Source organism: Ferruginibacter sp. (assembly GCF_028288465.1).
GTDB lineage: Bacteria > Bacteroidota > Bacteroidia > Chitinophagales > Chitinophagaceae > Ferruginibacter.
This window is the reverse complement of the sequence record NZ_JAQBNR010000032.1, coordinates 33,493-50,847: the sequence shown is the minus strand read 5'-3', so window position 1 is coordinate 50,847 and position 17,355 is coordinate 33,493. Positions and strand designations below refer to the sequence as shown.

The 17,355-nt window shown below is 43.4% G+C and carries 8 protein-coding genes; all 8 read right to left on the bottom strand.

Going from position 1 to position 17,355, the window contains the following annotated elements:
• Positions 1-199: 199 nt before the first annotated feature.
• The gene (locus JWR61_RS14315; RefSeq protein WP_301928450.1) at positions 200-1,645 is read right to left on the bottom strand and encodes a T9SS type A sorting domain-containing protein; all 1,446 of its coding nucleotides are present in this window, start codon (positions 1,643-1,645) and stop codon (positions 200-202) included.
• Between the two features lie 310 nt (positions 1,646-1,955).
• Complete coding sequence (locus tag JWR61_RS14310; protein ID WP_301928449.1) at positions 1,956-3,350, bottom strand: ATP-binding protein; 1,395 nt, start codon at positions 3,348-3,350, stop codon at positions 1,956-1,958.
• 343 nt (positions 3,351-3,693) lie between these two features.
• Positions 3,694-5,067 (bottom strand): ATP-binding protein, encoded by a 1,374-nt coding sequence (locus JWR61_RS14305; RefSeq protein ID WP_301928448.1) that lies wholly within the window; start codon positions 5,065-5,067, stop codon positions 3,694-3,696.
• A 233-nt stretch (positions 5,068-5,300) separates the two neighbouring features.
• Positions 5,301-8,057, bottom strand: a complete 2,757-nt coding sequence (ppdK, locus tag JWR61_RS14300) for a pyruvate, phosphate dikinase (RefSeq protein WP_301928447.1) — start codon at positions 8,055-8,057, stop codon at positions 5,301-5,303.
• A gap of 375 nt (positions 8,058-8,432) precedes the next feature.
• Positions 8,433-9,428: a dihydroorotate dehydrogenase-like protein gene (locus tag JWR61_RS14295; RefSeq protein WP_301928446.1), complete on the bottom strand. Its 996-nt coding sequence runs from the start codon at positions 9,426-9,428 to the stop codon at positions 8,433-8,435.
• A 158-nt stretch (positions 9,429-9,586) separates the two neighbouring features.
• The gene (nifJ, locus tag JWR61_RS14290) at positions 9,587-13,159 is read right to left on the bottom strand and encodes a pyruvate:ferredoxin (flavodoxin) oxidoreductase (protein ID WP_301928445.1); all 3,573 of its coding nucleotides are present in this window, start codon (positions 13,157-13,159) and stop codon (positions 9,587-9,589) included.
• Complete coding sequence (locus tag JWR61_RS14285; protein WP_301928444.1) at positions 13,149-14,795, bottom strand: NAD(P)-binding protein; 1,647 nt, start codon at positions 14,793-14,795, stop codon at positions 13,149-13,151. The genes nifJ and JWR61_RS14285 overlap by 11 nt, the downstream gene beginning before the upstream one ends.
• A 365-nt stretch (positions 14,796-15,160) precedes the next feature.
• The gene (locus tag JWR61_RS14280; protein ID WP_301928443.1) at positions 15,161-17,287 is read right to left on the bottom strand and encodes a PAS domain S-box protein; all 2,127 of its coding nucleotides are present in this window, start codon (positions 17,285-17,287) and stop codon (positions 15,161-15,163) included.
• Between the last annotated feature and the right edge of the window lie 68 nt (positions 17,288-17,355).

Genomic DNA, 17,355 nt, shown 5'->3' with positions numbered 1-17,355 from the left:
AGGTATTTTTTTCTCTGATGACAATTGTCAATCCAAGTACTGATTGCCGTTTGCAGAATGTTATGGAGCACACTTTTCAATACAATATCCGCCCACAATCGGTTACAGCGTTACTGAATAGGTAAAAAATAAGTTTACTAAAAAGCCGTTCTGCAACAAACAGAACGGCTTTTATACGCTCAATAATTGTATTGTTCACTTACTGAATAACAATCTTTCGTACCACCCTTTCGCCGGTTGCCTTTACAAAAGCGTTAAGTACATACACGCCGGGCCGAACGTTATTTATTTGCAGGTATTCGGTAACGAGGCCATCCCATTTTTTCACTACCCTGCCTGCCATATCATTCAGCACCATGTCAACTGCACCAGTACCGGCAGGTATTAAAACATTCACATTGGCCTGCGCAGGGTTTGGATATATGATCCATTCCTTACTGGCATTGTTTCGTACAACCCTGATTTCACTGAAACCAATTTTACCATTGATATCAACCTGTTTCAGGCGGTAAAAAACAGGCGCTGAACCGGCCGTGTTATCAGCGTCCGTATAATCATAACTTAAGGTAACATCGCTGTTGCCGTTGTAGGCTTTGGTTGCAACAAACCCAACCGGCGTAAAGTCGCCGCCACTCAGCTGGCGCTGAATTTCAAACCCCTTGTTGCTTTGTTCTGAGGCTGTTTGCCAGTTAAGCACTACACCTTCACTTGCCCGTTTTGCGGTGAAGGTCGTCAGTCTCACCGGAAGTGCACCGCAACCGCTTTCTATTGCTGATACGATGCTGATTGGCCATTGTGCGACCGCTACTTCCGCAAGCAAAGGCTGCGTGGAAGAATAAAAAGCATCCTGGTAAGGCTGAAAACCTGTTGCCGGAAAAGAAGCAGTAGCATTGGCTGCCAGGTTAACTGGCGTACTTGCAAAAACCATCGTGTCGGAGGTGTTCAGCACATGGTAAGGCGCATAATCTACATACACTTTATACGAAACATTGTCAAGTGCAGGTCCGTTGTTTTGCAGGATGAGTTTAAAGCCGGGCGGATTGGTGCAATTGACAAGGCCCAGTACCCGCAACTGATTGACAGCAACAGACTGGCCTGTAAGCGAACAGCTGACACTGCGGCCATTGGCTGCCTCGCTTGTCCATACATCAAAATATAAAGTTTGAACAGTTGTGCAGGAAGGTAATATTACCTTGATATTTTCAACCGACATTCTTTCGATCAACGTATTGTTGAGGTGCACTTTCACAATGTACAAACCCGGTTGGGGTGGCAATGTATACGACGGATCAGGATGATACACTGTTCCCGGTAAAGGATAGTCAGCCTGGTTGTCATCAATAACAAAGGTAGACAAAACATTTACCAGGTCGGCCGCTACGGGGTAACGCTGGGGGGTGCTGTACATGCCAACCCAATTGGCGGCTGGTGTGTGATAGGCAGGCTGGGACCAGATATGCACATAGGCAAATTTATTGCCGCTGTTGATATCCTGTGTCCAGGATAAATCAAAACTTGCTTCGCATGTAGCGGGATTAATGCCATTGAGCCGTATTTTTAAATCGGAAACGACACACTGGGCAACGGCTTGCTGAAAACTAATAAGCAGGACGCTTAATGTTAAGAGGTAGTATAACTTTTTCATAAAAAAAATTTAGGTGAGCAATTTTTTTTATCTCTTGTGGAGAAGGGACTAAATCGTGAGAGTACCGGAGTTTGTATTGGTCTTTACAAGGAGGAAGGATATGCTGCTTTTAATTATTTGCAGCAGAAGGAAATATTAAATTGCTACTGCAAGTTTACCACCTGCAACAGACAATAATGATGACGACAGATACTGTACAGGATGATATCTGTCAATAAAAAAAATAGTGTGATTTCTTAAATGATCAGAGTCGCTGTATGCGGTTAAAGGATGATTTGAACGGGCTTTAAACGCAACAACCACGGGCGTTTTATAATTGCTTTGAGATGGTAAAAAAGAACGTACTTCCTTTACCCGGTTTTGATGTTACCCAAATTTCGCCGCCATGGTTCTCTGCTATTTTTTTACAAATGGCCAAACCAATACCGGTTCCGTCCAGTTTTTTATCTGTTTCAAGGCGCTGAAAAATAATAAATATTTTTTTGAAATACTCCGGCTCTATTCCCCGACCATTATCCTGCACCGAAAACACCCAGTGGGTATTGTTAGATGTGGCGTTTACATAAATTTCAGGCGCAGCTTCACTCCTGTATTTAATGGCGTTGCCCAGCAGGTTTTGAAACAGTTGCAGCATCTGCGTTCTGTTTACTTTTATTTGCGGCAGTGCGCCCACCACAATGCCCGCCCCGGTTTCATTCAACACACCCTGAAAATTTGCTTTCACCTCGTCCATTAATTCATTTAAATCTACTTTTTTGTACACCACCTGACTGATGCTTGTTTTACTGTATTCCAGCAACTCATCAATCAGCCGCTTCATGCGTGTGGCACCGTCAACAGCGTAATGAATGTAAGTATGTGCCTTATCATCCAGCTGATCTTTGTATTTCGCCTGCAGCTGTGTTAAAAAACCAGTCACCATGCGGAGCGGTTCCTTTAAATCGTGGGAAGCAATGTGCGTAAAATGCTCCAGTTCCCTGTTGGTATCATTTAATTCAATGATGGTTGCTTTCAGGGCTCTTTCGGATGCACTTAAACTGTTCAGCATGCGCATTCCGAAAAGGCTTGTAACCCCCAATATAACCAGTATGAGAAAAATATTTAACCACTGTAAAAACGTTTTAATATCTCTTGCTACTTTATCAAGTATCTGCGAAAAAGCACTCTCTTTTTCTGAAAGCCGCGTAGAGATATCACTGATCTCTCTTATCGATTGCAGCCTGGCAGCATCACTTAATCTTTCTGCTTCTTTCAGCGAATAAATGCTGTGACCAAAAGAATCAAGCCGGTTAATTAGCGGTTCAGTGGCCGCCCAAATTTCTATGGCCTGCTGCATAAAGGAAATGTTATGGAACGTCTTAAACAACCAGATCATATCGGGGATATCATCGGTGTGATTTCTACCCATCAAAAAACCTTGCGTGGTTAAGGCATCTTTATCGTTATTGGTTAAACTTGTTCTGGCAATGTTGTCGCCGATGGGAATACTGATCGCTTTGCTAAACCCATACATGTATTCTTTGTTGCCTGTCTGCAGGTAGGTAACCAAAAATATAGAGGCATCTTTTTGTCCTTTTGAAAATTCTGACTCCCCATTGATATAAGCCCTTACAGCAGACAATACTTTTATGGTATAAAAGTTTGTGAGGATTAGTATGATGGATGCTATTAATACTACCAATAACAGCAGTTTCTTTTGTTTCATGGGATTGATATAACTTCTTAGTTATCCGGTGGTATAAACTGCGATGCAGTATTCCAATTTTACCAGCTACGTCAAAAGTATAATTAAAGGATGCTATACCTGCGCACGTTAACCATCTTATAGCTTTTTTTAGCCATATTATTACAGGCGGATAATTAAATAACTACAACAGCATTTTTGTTGCTGGGCCTGATGCAGATGGACCAGTAAAAATTGATTCAGAGAGCAGCTGCGTTCCATTCCTGCTACAGAATGAGTAGTAAAAGCGGTGCTGCTATGAGGATTTGCAGCCGACATCGCACCAATTAAGTTGCAGCCATTTGTAGCAGTACAGGAAGAGGGCTTACAGCTGCTTTGACACAGTAAAAAAGAAAGTACTGCCTTTACCGGGCTCAGATTCCACCCAGATTTCGCCGCCGTGGCGTTCGGCTATTTTCTTGCAGAGGGCCAGGCCAATGCCTGTACCAGCCTGTATTTTATTAGTTTTCAGACGCTGAAAAATAACAAAGATGGTTTTAAAATATTCCGCCTCAATTCCCAACCCATTGTCCCTGACCGCGAAAACCCAATGGTCTGCAGTAGCACTTGCAGTGATGTATATCTGTGGTGCTGCTTCACTGCGATATTTGATGGCATTGGCAACCAGGTTTTGCAATAATTGTTGCATCTGTAATTTGTTTGCAACTATTTGTGGCATGGCTTCCGCAAACAATCCGGCCCCGGGTTCAGCCAGTACATCCTGGAAATCTGTTCGCAGTCTGTCGATAACTTCGTTTAAGTCAACCGTTTCATAAGTAATTTTATTGATGCTGGTTCTGCTGTATTCCAGCAGATCATCAATCAGTTTTTTCATGCGGCTGGCGCCATCTACTGCAAAATGGATGTAAGTCTTCCCCGTTTCATCCAGCTGGTTGTTGTACTTTTTTTCTATCAGGCCTAAAAAATTGGTTACCATCCTGAGCGGCTCCTTTAAATCGTGCGAGGCTACGTAACTGAAATTTTCCAACTCCCTGTTGGTATCATTCAGCATTATGACCGTCGCCTTCAATTCACTTTCAGACTTATTTAAACTGTTAATGATTTTCATTACAAACAGGAAGCTGATGGACATAATTAACAGGATCAGGAAGATATTTACAGTTTGCAGCACGATTTTGATATCGCTGGCTGTATCATCCAGCACCCGGGAAAAAGCGCTTTCCCACTCAGATGAAAGCACTGATATACCATCTATTTCCTCAATCAGCTGCTCTTTGGCAATGGGGGTAAGTTTTCCCTGCTGCTGCAGTTGCTGAACCATTTCGCCTATCGTACTCAGCCGGTTGACGTGGGGTGCCGCTGCGCCCCACAATTTGATGGCTTTTTGTGCAAACGCAAAAGATGAAAAAGTTTTATAAAACCATATCATATCACTGACATCTGCGGGATGATTGTTTCCCGCTAAAAAACCCGCCTTTGTTTTTGAATCATCCCCATTTACAAGCAAATTGTTCCCGGCAATATTATCACCCAGGGGGATAGCGATTGCCTTTTTAAATTCAGCTATGTAAACCAAATTCTCTGTTTGTAAATAGTTGATGAGGTTAACAGCAGCATCATTTCGTCCCTTGGAATATTCTGCCTGGCCATTAATGTAAGAACGCACAGAAGACTGGATTTTTATGGAGTAAAAATCTTTTACTATCAGCAGCGCAGAAGCCACTGATATAATGAACAACAATGTTTTTTTGTTCCGGTCCAAGTCGTCGGTTGAGTGTTGGTGTAGCTTATAACTGTTTGCAATACCTGCGATTCTGTATAACAGACACGGATTAAATTAAGCAATTGGGTTTTCGTGGGTTAGGTTATATTGGACAAATCATTTCAACTATTCATTAAAGATACGTTCATTTAAATACAAAACGCCGTTACATAAATTGAAACGGCGCTATGTTTAAAAGAATTTAAATTTTATTTTCCTTTACCAAACTCAATGGCAGCCTGGGCTGCAGCGAGCAGTGCAATCGGCACGCGGAAGGGTGAACAGCTAACATAGTTCATACCAGTACGGTGGAAGAATTTTACGCTTTCCGGATCACCACCATGTTCGCCACAGATACCTACTTTTAAATTTGGTTTGGTGGAACGACCACGGTCAACACCAATGCGCACTAATTCCCCTACTCCAGCCTGGTCAATCGTTTGAAACGGATCATCATTCAGTACTTTTAAGTCCATGTACTGCGGTAAAAATCCGCCGATATCATCCCGGCTAAAACCAAAACTCATCTGGGTTAAATCGTTGGTACCAAAACTAAAGAAGTCTGCTACTTCCGCCATATGATCGGCCCTTAATGCGGCTCTTGGAATTTCTATCATAGTGCCATAGAGATAAGGGATTTTTTTAACTTTCATTTTTTCACAAACTTCCTTGTACACCCTGTCAACAATTACTTTCTGGTGACTTAATTCATTTACCGTACAGGTTACGGGCACCATAATTTCGGGCAGCACTTTTTTACCTGCCTTTGTTAATTCAGCCGCTGCCTCCAGTATTGCCCTTACCTGCATCTCTGTAATTTCAGGATAACTTACGCCCAGCCTTACACCACGGTGACCCAGCATAGGATTGTTTTCATGCAATGCCAATACCCTCCTGCGCAACATGTTCATACTGATGTGCAGCTCTTTACTTAACTCATGCAGTTTAGCCACATCATGGGGAACAAATTCATGCAGCGGCGGATCCAGTAAACGAATGGTAACGGGGTAGCCATTCATCACTTCCATGGTAGCCTTGATATCCTTCTTTACAAACACATACAATTCTTTCAGGGCCTGGCGGCGCTCTCCTTCTGTTTTACTTAAAATCATTTTACGCAGCAGGCTCAATGGCTGCTCGCTGCCTTCGCCATAAAACATGTGTTCGGTGCGGAAAAGGCCAATCCCTTCTGCACCAAACTTTAATGCCTGTTTAGCATCTTCAGGAGTTTCTGCATTGGTTCTTACTTTCATTGTACGCTCCTTATTCACCAGTTTCATCAGGTTTCTATAAGCTGCATTGTCGTCCAGGTCAATATCTACCAGCGCCATACTTCCGGTGTAAACAAGGCCCCTGGTGCCGTCCAGACTTAACCAGTCGCCTTCTTTAATGTAAGTGCCATCATTGGCTTTAAAAGATTTTGTTTCGCTGTGTATTTCAATATCCGCACAACCAACGATACAGCATTTACCCCAGCCTCTTGCTACCAGCGCAGCGTGAGATGTCATACCACCTTTAGTGGTAAGTATCGCTTGCGCCTTATGCATACCGTCTACATCTTCGGGAGAAGTCTCTTCTCTTACGAGGATCACTTTCTCGCCTCTGCCTGCCCATTCAACGGCATCAGCAGATGAGAAAACAACACGACCTTTTGCACCGCCTGGTCCTGCAGGTAAACCCTTGGCTACCGGTTTGGTAACCTTCTGCACTTCGGGATCAAGCATAGGCAATAACAATTCCACGAGCTGGTTGGGCGCAACCCGCATGATGGCTGTTTTAGCATCAATCAGTTTTTCGTTGTACATATCGCTGGCTACTTTTACGGCCGCAATACCGTTGCGTTTACCAACGCGGCATTGCAGCATAAACAGTTTGCCTTTTTCAATGGTAAACTCAATATCCTGCATGTCTTTATAATGCCTTTCCAGCCTGTTCTGTATTTCGAATAACTGTTTGTAAATTTCAGGCATGGTCTCTTCCAGCGATGGCAGGTGTTTACTCTGGTCGTTTTTGGAATAATCATTTACAGGTGCCGGAGTTCTGATACCTGCTACTACGTCTTCGCCCTGTGCGTTCAGTAAATACTCCCCATAAAATTTATTTTCTCCGGTACCCGGGTTTCTTGTAAACGCAACACCGGTGGCACTGGTATCACCCATATTTCCAAACACCATGGCTTGCACGGTCACAGCGGTTCCCCATTCATCCGGTATCTTTTCTATGCGGCGGTATTCAATGGCCCGTTTGCCGCTCCAGCTGCCGAATACAGCGCCCACACTGCCCCAAAGCTGTTCGTACGGATCATCAGGGAAAGGTTTGCCGAGTACTTTTAATACAGTGGCTTTAAAATCTTTTACCAGTGCTTTTAGTTCGGGTACTTTAATATCTGTATCAAATTGATATCCCTGTTTTGATTTTACTTTTTCCAGTTTTTCATCCAGCACCTTGCGGATGCCTTTGCCATTTTTTGGCTCAATGCCACCGGCTTTTTCCATCACCACATCCGCATACATCATAATTAAACGGCGGTAGGCATCATAGGCAAAACGTTCGTCGCCGGATTGTTGTATAACGCCCAGGATTGTCTTTTCATTCAGCCCGATATCCAGTACTGTTTCCATCATGCCCGGCATAGACCGCCTTGCACCGGAGCGTACAGATACCAGCAACGGATTGCTGGCATCGCCGAATTTTTTGCCCATTTCTTTTTCTACGGCAGCCAATGCGCTTTGCACCTGGCCCTGTAATTCAGCTGGATATTTCTTTTTGTTTTTGTAGTAAGCCGTACACACTTCCGTGGTAATAGTAAAGCCCGGGGGAACAGGTAAACGAAGATTGGGATGCCCCGCCATTTCTGCAAGATTAGCCCCCTTGCCGCCTAGTAAGTTTTTCATGGATTCATTTCCATCTGCTTTTCCGCCACCAAAATAATACACATATTTGATAGCTTTTTTAACTTGTGCCATATGTAAATTTTTAGATTTTATAACGATGCATATTACAGCGAAGCAGGTTTTTTTTGCATTACATTTATCATAACGGCAGGTGATAGTGATCACTTTTTTATACCATCGTTTCCAATGTTTTCATTCAACACGAAGTCACGTTTAAATGCAACAGCGCAGCTTTGGTTTGGCCGGGAGAAGAGATATTGCTTGCTATTTTTATATAACCATTAGTGCAACGCCTTTATTGTTTACAAAGTATTTACCAACGGCTGCACCTATGCTAACATTAAATAAATTTGTCCGGCCGCTATATAATACAACCGGGCTGCAATTAAAATTTAAGTAATGTACTTTTTGTTTTTTTGCTGCATAACTTGTTGCGTCGCTAACAATTTATGATTGCTTCACACTGTCAAGTATCTTAATATAGTTAATCCTTTCATAAGCCGTTGGATCCGGCATATGTTTCTGGCTCATGCTGCCTTTGAATGCAGCCACATCATCAAAGCCCATTCTTTCCATCCATTGCTGCAATTGTTTGTTCATAGTACGCAGGTAAGGAATACCATTTTTATATAAAGACGAAGCCGTCATCGCCACATCCGCACCGGCCAGCAAATATTTAATTACTTCCACACCCGTTTGAACGCCGGTTGTTGCGGCGAGCGAACAATATACTTTGCCGTATAACAAACTAATCCACAACAAGGGCAACCTGATTTCGCTTGATTCGCTGAACTTTAAATCGGTTGTGACCGACAATTCATCGATATTAAAATCCGGCTGGTAAAAACGATTGAACAGTACCAGCGCATCGGCACCGGCATGCTGCATACGAATACTCATATTGCCCATGGCACTGAAATAGGGATTTAATTTTACGGCGACGGGAATATTGACTGATTGCCGGATGGCATCAATGATGTTGAGGTAGCGGTGTTCTACTTCTGCAGAAGACATGGTTATATCTCCCGGAATAAAAAAAATATTTACTTCAATGCCATCGGCACCGGCCCATTCCATCTGTTTAGAGTAGTCGACCCACCCCTGGTTGGTGATGCCATTTAAACTGGCTATAATGGGTATTTTCACCCTTTCTTTTGCCTTGCGTATCTGGTTAAGATAATCATCCGTGCCGGAGCTTACATCTTCCAGGTCGGGAAAAAAATCCAGCGCTTCAGCAAATGCGTTGGAGGTTTTGGAGATCACAGAGTTTAACCTTTTCTCTTCTTTGTGTATCTGTTCTTCAAACAGCGAATGCAGTACCACAGCGCCGGCGCCGTTATCTTCCATCATCACAATATTATCTGTTTGTTCAGATAAGGTACAGGCTGATACCACGATCGGGGAATTTAGTTTGAGCCCCATGTAGGTTGTTTGTGTATTCATTTTGCTAAGTATTAAATTGTATTAACTGTATTTTTAGTGAACCATTTCTTTGTCACTTCAATACAACTTTTTAAATTTTAGTCAGTCGTCATAGTCCACACATTCATTCCACAGCGTTTCATTGCTTCATCAATCGTTCCCGCAGTAAGTTGCTGTTGTCAGGCTATAGGAACAAAATCACTTGCTCTTTTGGTAGCCAGCTCTTCATAATTTTTCCATTTCAGGTTTACCAAATCCTGTGCATGTTTCATCAGGTCTTCTGCCACAGTTGGATTGGTCATGGTAAGCACTTTGTATCTCAGTTCATTGTAGGCGTAATCTTTCAACGAAATTTTTGGCCTGGTTGAATCCAGTATAAACGGATTTTTATTTTTTATCCGCAAGGTTGGATTGTAGCGCATTAAAGGCCAGTGGCCACTTTCAACAGCTTTATTCTGTTGGGTTAATCCATCTTTTAAATCATAGCCATGTGCAATGCAGTGGCTGTAGGCCAGTATCAGGGATGGTCCGTCGTAGGCTTCTGCTTCTCTCATCGCCAGCAGTGTCTGTTGCGGATTGGCACCAAATGCTACCCTTGCTACATACACATTGCCATAAGAAATGGCTTGCATCGCCAGATCTTTTTTACCACCCGATTTACCGCCTGCTGCAAATTTTGCGGTGGCTGCTGTTGGGGTAGATTTAGAAGACTGACCGCCAGTGTTTGAATACACTTCTGTATCCAGCACCAAAATATTGATGTTTCTTCCGCTTGATAATGCATGATCCAAACCTCCGTAACCGATATCATACGCCCATCCGTCACCACCGACTAACCATACACTGCGGCGAACCAATTGGTCAACTACAGATAACAAATGAAGTGCTGGTGAAGAAGTCATTTTTTTCAACTGTTCTTTTAATAACTGTACCCTTAAATGCTGTACAGCCAGTTCTGATTCCAATACCTGTTTGGCGTTCAGAATTTCATCCACCACCGTTGCGCCCAGTTGATCTTTCAGTTCCAGCAAATATTGTTTGGCAACACCCAGTTGTTTATCTGCCGTAATGCGCATTCCCAAACCAAATTCTGCATTGTCTTCAAACAGTGAGTTTGACCAGGCTGGTCCACGGCCGTCTTTGTTTACCGTCCATGGTGTGGTTGGTAAATTACCGCCGTAAATAGAGGAACAACCTGTTGCATTTGCAACGAGTAAACGTTCACCAAATAACTGTGATAATAATTTCAGATAAGGTGTTTCACCACAACCCGCACAGGCACCTGAGAACTCAAACAATGGTTCCAAAAATTGTGCACCATGTACTGTGGAGAAATCAATCTTGGAACGATCATTCCATGGAATGTTTTCAAAGTACTCAATGTTCTTTTTGCCCTGTTCCAGGATGGGTTCCTTTTCTGCCATGTTGATGGCTTTTTTTGTACGGTCGGTAATGTTTACCGCAGGGCAAACTTCTACGCATAAGTTACAACCGGTACAGTCTTCCAGGTAAACCTGTAAAGCATATTTAGTTTCAGGAAAACCTCTTGAATTGATAGGCGCAGACTGAAATCCTTCGGGTGCTTTTCCCAAATAATTTTCGTGAAAGAACTTGGCCCGGATTACTCCGTGCGGACAAACATACGCACAGTTACCGCACTGGATACAGGTTTCAGCATCCCAAATAGGAACGAGGTCAGACACATTTCTTTTTTCCCATTGGGTTGTCCCACTTGGATAAGTACCATCAACCGGCATCTGGCTTACAGACAATTCATCTCCATGTCCGGCCATCATTACAGCCGTTACTTCCTGTACAAACTGCGGTGCTTTTTTAGGCACAATCAGCAATTCATGCATTGCTGCTGAAACAGTTTTAGGATACTCAACTTCATATAAATTAGCCAGCGTTGCATCCACCGCTTTAAAGTTCAGATCAATTACTTTCTGGCCTTTTTTAGCGTATGATTTTTCAATGGCTTTTTTAATTTGTTTAATGGCATCTTCTCTTGGCAGCACACCGCTCAAGGCAAAATAACAGGTCTGCATGATGGTATTGATGCGCCCCGCCATGCCGGTTTCCCTGGCTACGTTGGTGGCATCAATGATGTACACCTTTATGTTTTTGTCGATGATCATTTTTTGTACCTGCCCGGTCAGCTTACTCCACACTTCATCTTTGTCATAAGGACTGTTGATTAAAAATGTAGCATTCTGTTTGGCAAACTCCAGCATCTCTACTTTTTCAATAAAATTGAACTGGTGACAGGCAATGAAGTCTGCTTTGCTGATTAGGTAGGGTGCACGGATTGGTTTTGGTCCGAAACGTAAATGCGATACTGTCCTTGCACCTGATTTTTTTGAATCGTATACAAAGTATCCCTGCGCAAACAGGTCGGTATTTTCACCAATAATTTTGATGGTATTCTTATTAGCACCTACGGTTCCGTCTGCACCCAATCCGAAGAATAAACCCTGTCTCCATTCTGATTCATCCAATGTATAGGATGGGTCATAAGTAAGGCTGGTAAAGGTTACATCATCATTGATACCTACCGTGAAACCATTTTTTGGTTTGTCTTTTTTCAATTCATCAAACACCGCTTTCACCATGGCTGGTGTAAACTCTTTGGATGATAAACCGTAACGGCCACCAACCAGTCTTGGTAATTTGTCTATTTTACCTTGTTGCAATGCTTCTACCAAAGTTGCCAGCACGTCCTGGTACATGGGTTCACCGGAAGCACCTGATTCTTTGGTACGATCTAAAATGGCGATTGATTTTACAGAAGCAGGAATTGCTTTTATAAAATGCTCCAGTGAGAATGGCCGGTATAGGCGAACCTGGATGACACCGGTTTTTTCGCCGGCTTTATTCAATGCCTGTACCGTTTCATCTACTGTTTCGCCACCGGAGCCCATAATGATAATGACTCTTTCTGCATCCGGCGCACCAGAGTATTGGAAAAGTTCATATCTTCTGCCGGTCATTTTTTCGAAGTCGTTCATTACTTCTTCAACAATGGCAGGCATTTTATTGTAAAAGTCATTCACGGTTTCCCTTCCCTGGAAATAGATATCCGGGTTTTGAGCTGTTCCCCTGATAAAAGGATTTTCCGGATTTAAACCGCGGTTACGGTGGGCAATCACCAGCGCATCCGGTATCATCGATCTGATCTGTTCATCTGTCAACAGCTCCAGTTTATTTACTTCATGAGAAGTTCTGAAACCATCAAAAAAGTGCATTACCGGAATTCTTGCTTTGAGTGTTGCAACCTGTGAAATCAATGCAAAGTCATGCGCTTCCTGTACACTGACAGAACTCAGCATGGCAAAGCCGGTTGTTCTTGCGGCCATCACATCCTGGTGATCACCAAAGATGGACAGGCCCTGTGCAGCCAGCGAACGGGCGGCTACATGAATTACGCAGGCAGTTAATTCGCCCGCAATTTTATACATATTCGGCAGCATCAGCATTAAGCCCTGCGATGCCGTAAATGTGGTGGTAAGCGAACCGGTTTGCAAAGCGCCATGCACAGTACCGGCGGCACCTGCTTCGCTTTGCATTTCCATAATATCGGGTACAGAACCCCAGATATTTTTAATTCCTTTGGCAGCCCATTCATCGGCCAGTTCGGCCATGGTAGAAGAAGGCGTGATGGGATAGATGGCGCAGACTTCATTTACACGATAGGCCACATAAGCGGCGGCTTCATTTCCATCTATTGTTGCGATTGTATTTTTATTTGACATCGGTAGTAACATTAACGGGTTCTGAAATCATTTCTATTGCGTGGCATGGACATTGTTCAAAACAAACAGCGCAGCCTGTGCAGGCATCGTAATTAAATTTATAACGGTTACCCTTGCCTAGCTTGATGATGGCATCTTCGGGGCAGGCGCCAAAACAGCCGTCACACTCAAAGCAGTTGCCGCAGCTGAGGCAGCGTTGTGCTTCAAACCGGGCCTCGGCTTCATTTAAACCGCCGATAATTTCTTCGAAGGTTTTGATGGCTTCTGCAGGCGCCAGTTTATCCTGTTCTTTTTGCGGTGCATCGGTTTGGTACCACATGTGTAACTTGCGGTAACCGGCCGTAGGATGTTTCTCTCCTTTTTCAAAGGCTTGTTGTAGCAAATATGCATTGATGTATTTGGCCGCTTTTTTTCCGTGACCAATGGCGATGGTAGAACTCCTGTTTTCGCCAGGCAACATATCACCTCCGGCAAACACACCCTCCTGCCCTGTCATGCGTTCCGCATTAATATTAACCGTACCATCCAAGTTGATGCTGATGCCTTCCAACGTCCTTAAAAAATCCGAACCGGCTTCCTGTTTATTTGCATTGATCAGCACATCTGCTGTTACGGTTTCAAACTCACCGGTGCCGATGGCTTTGCCCTTTTCCACTTTCATTTTCTCCAGCGTGATCGTTTTATTTTTTATGCTGCGGATGCTTTTCAGCAACTGCACATCCACGCCTTCCGCCAGTGCATCTTCAGTTTCGTAATCATAAGCCGGCATCAATTTTTTGTCGCCAAAAAAATAAACGGCCACTTCAGAGTGCAGCCGTTTAATGATGCGGGCAAGGTACAAGGCCAGTTTGCCACCGCCATACACTACCACTTTTTGTTGGGTGTAGGGAGCAGCGTTTATTTTAAACTGATTAAAGAAATCGAATGCATCGGTAATTAGTATAGAGTCATCCTGTTCAAAATTTTCTTTTTTTATTAACTGGGAACCGATGCCAAGAAAAACGGCATCAAATTTACCAACGGCTTTTTCTGTTGCAATATCTGTTACCCTGTAATTGGAGCGGATGGTGACGCCCATTTTTACAATGCGGTCAATTTCTGCTTTTAATATATCGTCCGGCAGGCGGTAGTCCGGGATGCCGGTCCATAATAAACCACCGGGATGATCACCGGCATCAAAAACTTCTACCGTATGTCCCAGCCGTGTAAGATGATAAGCTGCAGATAAGCCAGCGGGGCCTGCGCCCACAACCAGCACTCTTTTACCAGTTGGGATGACTGTACAACGGATGGGCCATTGCTGCCGGATGGCTTCGTCGCCGATAAATCTTTCTACTGCGTGTATATTAATGGTGGTATCAATGTGGTTTCTGTTACAGCCGGTTTCACAAGGCTTTACACAAACGCGGCCCATCAGGCCGGGAAACGGATTGTCTTCCGCAAGGGTTTGAAACGCTTCAAAATAGTTGCCGGCCTGGGCGTGGGACAACCAGCCCTGGATATTTTCACCCGCAGGGCAGGCGCTGTTGCAGGGCGGCATAAAATCAACATACACCGGCCGCATGGAACGGAGGGGCCCGGTACCTTCTGCATGTTGCAGCAGATCTACCGGCTTTGTGCTATCTGTATTGTACATAGATAATTATTTCGTCTGTAAAAAATAGAATGATACTTTCAAAAAATCAAGGAAAGGTAATAAGGCGTGCAGCAGTGACAGGTGACTTACTTCAGTACTGAAAATGATTCATATCATGTGAAGTGGATGGATAGTACAGTCTGAATTGAAGTGATGCTACTATTCCGGGCGCTGTGCCCAAATTTTTATTTGCAGGCAAATATTACGCGGAAGCGGGTGCTGGCTAGCAGGCAAGATTTAAATAAAATTGAAAAAAATAAAAACAGGCGTACAGTCGATAATTCCGGCAGGCTGGTTAAAACCAGCGGGCAGTACTTTGGCCTGCAACAAAACAAATGAAGAAAAGGGAAGAAGGGAATTTTTTATTATTCAGCAGATTTAGGAAAAGAGACAAAGAAAGTGCTTCCTTTCCCTTCTTCAGATTTTACCCAAATTTTACCTTTATGCAGTTCTGCGATTCTTCTGCAAATGGCAAGACCGATGCCAGTTCCCGGATACCTGCTCCTGGCGTGCAGGCGTTGAAATATGATAAATATTTTATCAAAATATTCGGCGCTGATGCCGATACCGTTGTCTTTTACAAACAATACAAACCGGTTTTCTTCTTCCCTGCATCCAACTTCAATTTCAGGTGGCTCCTCTCCCCGGTATTTCAGCGCATTGGTTAAAAGGTTAAGCATCAATTCACGCACCAGGGTATTATTTGCGATAATTACCGGCATTGCCTGCACCTTTATTACAGCGGCGTTTGACTCAATCGTTTGCCTGAGCACGTCCTGCAGGTGATTCAATATGGCATTCAAATCCACGGCGGAAAATTCTTCCTTATTCGTTCCCACCCTCGAATATTGCAGAAGGTCACGTATCAATATTTTCATACGTGCCGCTCCATCAAGTGCAAAATGAATGTATTGCCGGGTAGTCTCATCCAGTTGATTATCGAGTCTTTTCTCAAGCAGGTTTAAAAAACTGTTTACCATACGCAACGGTTCCTGCAAATCGTGGCTGGCGATAAAAGCAAAATTTTCAAGATCTGAGTTTACATTCTTTAGTTCCTTTGCGTATTTTACCAGCCTCGCTTCTGTATGCTTCCGGTAGGTAATGTCTTCGGTAATTGCCAGGTAGTGCGTTGTTTCCCCGGCAGAATTCTGGATGCATGAAAATGCAGCCGACTCCCAGTAAAACTGGCCGTTTTTTTTCCTGTTGTGAAACTCGCCATGCCATTCGCTGCCATCCTTCAGCGCCTGCCACAATGCTTCGTATTCCTCACCAGTTGTATGTCCGGAATTCAGTACAGTAATATTTTTGCCCTTTACTTCGTCAAAGCTATACCCGGTGTCTTCTCCAAATTTTGAATTCACATATTCAATGCTTCCATTGGTGTCGGTAATAATGATGCTTACCGGGCTTTGTTCGATGGCCTGCGACAGCTGCCGGATTTTGCTTTCTTTTTCTTTACGGGCAGAAATATCCAGCATCGTTAGAAAACAGTGCTCTCCGTTGTCGGTCAGGCTGCCTTCCAGGTGAACAAACATCAGGGGCCTGCCTTCCATTGTCAGCGACAGCTCGCAGGTTTGATTGAGGTTTGTTTTAAAAATTTGTTCTACAAAATGGTCAAATACAGACCTGGATTCAACAGTAATAAATGCTGAGAAAAGCTTACCCTTTAGTGTGAGTTTTTGCCGCCCGAGCAGCTGTGCCCCGCGAAGGTTAAGCTCTATAATTTTACTGTGCCTTGATAAGGTAAAATAGGCGCAGGGTGCTATGTTGTATAATGTAAAATATTTTTGGACAGCTTGGTCTGAAAGCTGCATTGCCGTAATTAATTTTTTATTGCTTGCATTTAAAGCAGCTGCCAATTTTTCGTTTTCCTTACTCTTGAGCGTCAGTTCCCTGTTGGCAAGTATCAATTCTGCGGTATGTTGTTCGCTTATTTTATTTTGCAATAACAGCGTTTCCTTTGCCTGTTTCCTTTCAGTAATATCAATGACATTTATAAAACATCTTTCTTCTGTTTCATCTACTGTGCCCGCAAGCAAAACATGCATGGGTGACCGTTCATTTACAGATAAAATAATTTCGCAGGTGTGTTTGGCTTTATCAGTAAAAATACTCTCCAAAAAAAGATGATACCGGGGCTGTGTTTCAGGCGACACATACAATGCAAGCCGGTTATTGATCAGCCTGCCGCGATCTTTTCCCAGCATTTTTGCCGCACTTAAATTCAATTCAATTATATCCCCTGCCCGGGAAAGGGTGCAATATCCCGATGGTGCAAAATCATACAGCGTTGCATATTTGCGTGCGTAGGCAGCTAATTTTTCCGCTTCCTTTTTAACCTGGTTTTGTGTTTGCAACAGTTCTTCGTTCTGCATTTCCAGTTCAATCTGGTGCACCTCTAATTCATATATCAGTCTTGTGGTCTCACTTTCTTCGATGGGCTTAAAACTTTTCTGGAGGGTGTCGATTGTTGACAGAGGTGTATTTTGCATGGTAAATACATTTATTGAAAAGGTGGAGTTAGTGATGTTAAGTTAGCATATTAATTTATATTGTTTTT

Coding starts and splice junctions, on each gene's coding strand:
- JWR61_RS14315 (WP_301928450.1), bottom strand. CDS start 1,645: ATGAAAAAGTTATACTACCTCTTAACATTAAGCGTCCTGCTTATTAGT.
- JWR61_RS14310 (WP_301928449.1), bottom strand. CDS start 3,350: ATGAAACAAAAGAAACTGCTGTTATTGGTAGTATTAATAGCATCCATC.
- ppdK (WP_301928447.1), bottom strand. CDS start 8,057: ATGGCACAAGTTAAAAAAGCTATCAAATATGTGTATTATTTTGGTGGC.
- JWR61_RS14295 (WP_301928446.1), bottom strand. CDS start 9,428: ATGAATACACAAACAACCTACATGGGGCTCAAACTAAATTCCCCGATC.
- nifJ (WP_301928445.1), bottom strand. CDS start 13,159: ATGTCAAATAAAAATACAATCGCAACAATAGATGGAAATGAAGCCGCC.
- JWR61_RS14285 (WP_301928444.1), bottom strand. CDS start 14,795: ATGTACAATACAGATAGCACAAAGCCGGTAGATCTGCTGCAACATGCA.
- JWR61_RS14280 (WP_301928443.1), bottom strand. CDS start 17,287: ATGCAAAATACACCTCTGTCAACAATCGACACCCTCCAGAAAAGTTTT.